Annotated in this window: 4 protein-coding genes, 1 tRNA gene and 1 pseudogene; 4 read left to right on the forward strand and 2 right to left on the reverse strand. The window is 67.5% G+C overall.

All coding sequences use genetic code 11. From position 1 onward, the window contains the following. From ON40_RS54380 to ON40_RS47955, 3 genes and pseudogenes are all read left to right on the forward strand, one after another. Positions 1–122 (forward strand): annotated as a pseudogene (locus tag ON40_RS54380) (enoyl-CoA hydratase); the annotation flags it as partial. Between the two features lie 55 nt (positions 123–177). After that, positions 178–696: a DUF3558 domain-containing protein gene (locus ON40_RS06705; protein WP_169541830.1), complete on the forward strand. Its 519-nt coding sequence runs from the start codon at positions 178–180 to the stop codon at positions 694–696. A gap of 2 nt (positions 697–698) precedes the next feature. Continuing rightward, positions 699–1,208 (forward strand): DUF3558 family protein, encoded by a 510-nt coding sequence (locus ON40_RS47955; protein WP_051192767.1) that lies wholly within the window; start codon positions 699–701, stop codon positions 1,206–1,208. Between the two features lie 8 nt (positions 1,209–1,216). Here the strand turns inward: ON40_RS47955 and ON40_RS06715 are convergent, their stop codons facing one another. Both ON40_RS06715 and ON40_RS06720 read right to left on the reverse strand, forming a co-directional pair. Further along, positions 1,217–2,293 carry an Hsp70 family protein gene (locus tag ON40_RS06715; RefSeq protein WP_245567697.1) on the reverse strand — a complete coding sequence of 359 codons (1,077 nt, stop codon included), beginning with the start codon at positions 2,291–2,293 and terminating at the stop codon, positions 1,217–1,219. Between the two features lie 134 nt (positions 2,294–2,427). Further along, positions 2,428–2,964 carry a MarR family winged helix-turn-helix transcriptional regulator gene (locus tag ON40_RS06720; protein WP_040819710.1) on the reverse strand — a complete coding sequence of 179 codons (537 nt, stop codon included), beginning with the start codon at positions 2,962–2,964 and terminating at the stop codon, positions 2,428–2,430. 327 nt (positions 2,965–3,291) lie between these two features. On the opposite strand from ON40_RS06720, the gene ON40_RS06725 reads away from it, so the two are divergent. After that, a tRNA-Cys gene (locus ON40_RS06725) sits at positions 3,292–3,363 on the forward strand. Positions 3,364–3,466: the final 103 nt, after the last annotated feature.

Consider the following 3,466-nt stretch of genomic DNA (forward strand, 5'->3'; position numbering starts at 1 on the left):
CGCTCGGTGAGGGTCTGCGGTTCGAGCGGCGGGTGTTCCACTCGCTGTTCGCGACCGAGGATCAGACCGAAGGCATGGCCGCGTTCGTGGAGAAGCGGGCGGCCGAGTTCACCAACCGCTGAGTTCACCGACCGCTCGGCCTCGGCGTCGGGCGCAAGTTCCAGTAGCGTGGGCCTCGTGTGGAAGCAGGTGGCAGGGGCTGCGGTCATGACCTGCGCGGTGATGGCCGTGGCCGGGTGTGGGAGCTCGGGCGGGCCGTCCGCGGTTCCGCGGTCCAGCGTGCCCGTCGTCCCGGCGCAGGCCGTCGCGATCGGGCGGTGCGGATCGGTCTCCGACGCCGACATCTCCCGGGCCACCGGGCTCACCGGATTGCAGCAGGTGGCGGCGAATCCGATGCGTTGCAGCTGGGACGCGGGCACGGGTGGTGACTACGCCGTCGTCTTCCAGTGGTTCCGCGGGACCTCGCTGCAGGATCGGCGCGGTCAGGTCACCCTCGGCACGCCCGCGACGGTGCAGGTCGCGGGTCATCCGGGCATTCTCTGGTCGGGAGCGAAGGCGTGTGAGATCGCGGTCGCCTCGGGCGGGTCGGATTTCATCGACTGGATCCTCACCGGCAGCGGGCCCGAACCCGCACGGCCGCAAGGTTGTTCGGACCTCGAACAACTCGCCGCCGATACTCTCGCGAAGGCGGGTTAGCGATGCGTGTGCTGGGTCGGATGGCGATCGCGGTGCTGCTGGCCGCCGCGGTGGCCGGGTGTTCGGGCGGCGGTACGCCGCAGACGCGGAGCACCCCGGCCGATGATCCGAATATCCTCGCCGGGTGCGGGCCGCTGAGCGAACAGGCCCTGGCCGGTCAGCTGAAGGCGACCTCCGTGCGTCGGCAGAGTGCGCCGACGACCTGTACCTGGACTGCGCAAACTGCCGGCGGCACAGTCGATCTCAGCTACAGCTGGTTCTCCGGTGATGTGCTGATGCGGGAGATGCAGGTCGCCGCGCAGTACGGATATCGGACCGAGAAAGTAGTAGTCGATCGATTCGGCGGGATGTACTGGCGTGACCCGCAGGACCCGGGCAGCTGCGGAGTGACCGGTGCGGATTCCGGCACGGTCACCTGGTGGGTGCAGAACCGCGACCACGCCGCGCAGCCCGACCCGTGTGCCGCCGCGATGAGCCTGTTGCACACCACGCTGACCTTCGACGGCATCTGAGCGCGAAACTACTTGGGCGGCAACTGCTTCGCCGGGGTGCCCGCGACCTCGACCGGTGTCGGCGGGGTGTTGTGGATGGTGGGTGCGCTCGAATCCCGGTTGGTACTCAGCAGACCCGCCACCGTCGCTCCCAATGTCGCCGTAACAGCAAGCGCGGCAACAAGTTTGCGCTTGGACACCGGTGCGGAATCGGTGGGGCTCGAGCTCGGCCGCGCACCGAATCGCACGCCCCGGACACGGCGGGCCGAGGGTGATTGGGAGGCCATCAACACCGCACCGCGCGCGGAGACGAAATCCGGTTCCGGATCGTAGATGACCGGCAGATCCAGTAGTTGTCCCAGCGCCTCGCGAATACCCGGATTGCGGGAACAGCCGCCCAGCAGGGCGATGGCCTTCGGGGGGACGCCCGTCTCCTCGATCATCTGCCGCACATAGGACACCGAATGGTGGATTCCGGCCTCGGCCAGCTCCTCGAAATCGCTGCGCGTCACCACCATTCGCTGCCCGCTGCGCAGATCGGTCGCGGTCAGCACCGGTGCGGTGGTCAATGCCTCCTTGTAGGCGCGGCTGGTCGGCTTATCGATGCTCAGCCCGCCGTGCGCCAGATGCCAGCGCAGCAGCGCGTCGTGTCCGTCGCCGCCCAGTACGGTGCTGCGCTTGACCGCCAGGATGACGTCGGTGCGGCAGTCGGCCTCGGTGACGGTGAGTCCGGACGCGCCCAGATCGTAGAGCAGTACCGCGCCCTCGTCCGGAAGCTGCTCGCTGAAGCGCAGATACCGCAGCTGGGCGAGCGGTTCGTCGACGATGGTGAGGCGACTGCGACCGGCCATGGCCCGCACCGCTTCCTCGTGCAGGGAGCAGCGGCAGGTGACCGAGATGCCGGTGACGAACTCCTCGCGCTGTGCAGCGGCATCGCGCATCAGACGGATGGCCGTGAACACCGACTCCTCGACACCGCCCCCGGCCCGGCGCGGCACAGTACAGCGATCGATCGGCGGCAGATGCGGCTGGTCGGAGTGCGTCAACATCGCGCGAGCTCCGCCAGCGCCCGCCGACACCCCCAGGACCAGCACCATGGCCTCCATGGTGAACCTTCCGCGCCTGGATGGGAAGGTCATGGCAACCATGTCGCTGGCTGGATGCTGAATGGTTATCTGCGCGTGGTGATGTCAGTCTCCGAATCGGACTTTCATGCCTGCCGGTCGGATGTTCATCCTCGTCAGGACCAGTGCGTCGGTGTGTCGCCGATGTCGAAATCGCCCGCGGCCCGCCGGAATTCCGACAGTAGCTGTAGTAGCTGGCGCAGGCGCTGCGGCGGTAGGCCGGGCCGGGCGAAGACCGATTCGTTCAACTCCTCGGTCGCCTGCGCGACCAACCGGCGACCGGCATCGGTGATCTCGATCAGCGTCGCGCGGCGATCACTCGGATGCGGTACTCGCTTGACCAGTTCGGCGGCCTCGAGCCGATCGACGGTATTGGTGACACTCGTCGGATGCACCTGCAACCGGGCACTGGCCACGGCCATCGGCAACGCGCCGGTCCGGCTGAAATTCAGCAGCGCCAGCAATTCGTAGCGCGAGAAGGTCAGCCCCGACGGCCGCAATGCCTCGTCCACCCGCGCCATCACGATCTGCTGCGCCCGCACCAGCGAGGTCACCGCCGCCATCCCGTCCGCGACCTCACCCCAACCATGTGAGGTCCACTGGCGATGGGCCTCTGCGATCGGGTCCAGGGGCAGCGGGCGGGGTGTAGCCATACCCCCGAGTCTAGATGGGCTCCATCTTCGGCCTCCGCTTCGCTCCGGCGGGTTTGCGGCGTCCGCAGGCTCACCGCCCGGCCCCGTGTCGGGCACTCGTTCCCCGCGTCCGAGCGGCGAGCCGCGCCGCAAACCTGGTGTCGGCGTTGTCCGGGGTTGGGGAAACGAGGTGTGAAAGGTTGTGTTTCTCGGGATTGGGTGTCTCGTGCTGGATCTCACTGAGATCGGTTACTACTCTCGTTCGTCACCAGTGCACTTGTTGTTTTTCGATCATGGTGACCGCAACCCTGTGTCGGCGGGGCTCAGGACGGCACTATGAATTCCGATGCGGGTGTGCCTGAGTGGTTTAGGGGGCGGTCTGCAAAACCGTGTACGCGGGTTCGATTCCCGCCACTCGCTCTGAATTTTCGGCCTCCGCTTCGCTCCGGCGTGTTCACGGCCCCTCGAATCTCACCGGTCGGCCCCGTGTCGGGTACTCGTTCCTCGCACCCGCCACGCGTCC

The organism is Nocardia jiangxiensis NBRC 101359, assembly GCF_000308615.1.
In the GTDB taxonomy this organism is placed as follows: Bacteria; Actinomycetota; Actinomycetes; order Mycobacteriales; family Mycobacteriaceae; genus Nocardia; species Nocardia jiangxiensis.

Bases quoted from the DNA above. Each gene is read 5' to 3' on its own strand.
- ON40_RS47955 (WP_051192767.1), top strand. From the start codon at position 699: ATGCGTGTGCTGGGTCGGATGGCGATCGCGGTGCTGCTGGCCGCCGCG.
- ON40_RS06720 (WP_040819710.1), bottom strand. From the start codon at position 2,964: ATGGCTACACCCCGCCCGCTGCCCCTGGACCCGATCGCAGAGGCCCAT.
- ON40_RS06715 (WP_245567697.1), bottom strand. From the start codon at position 2,293: ATGGAGGCCATGGTGCTGGTCCTGGGGGTGTCGGCGGGCGCTGGCGGA.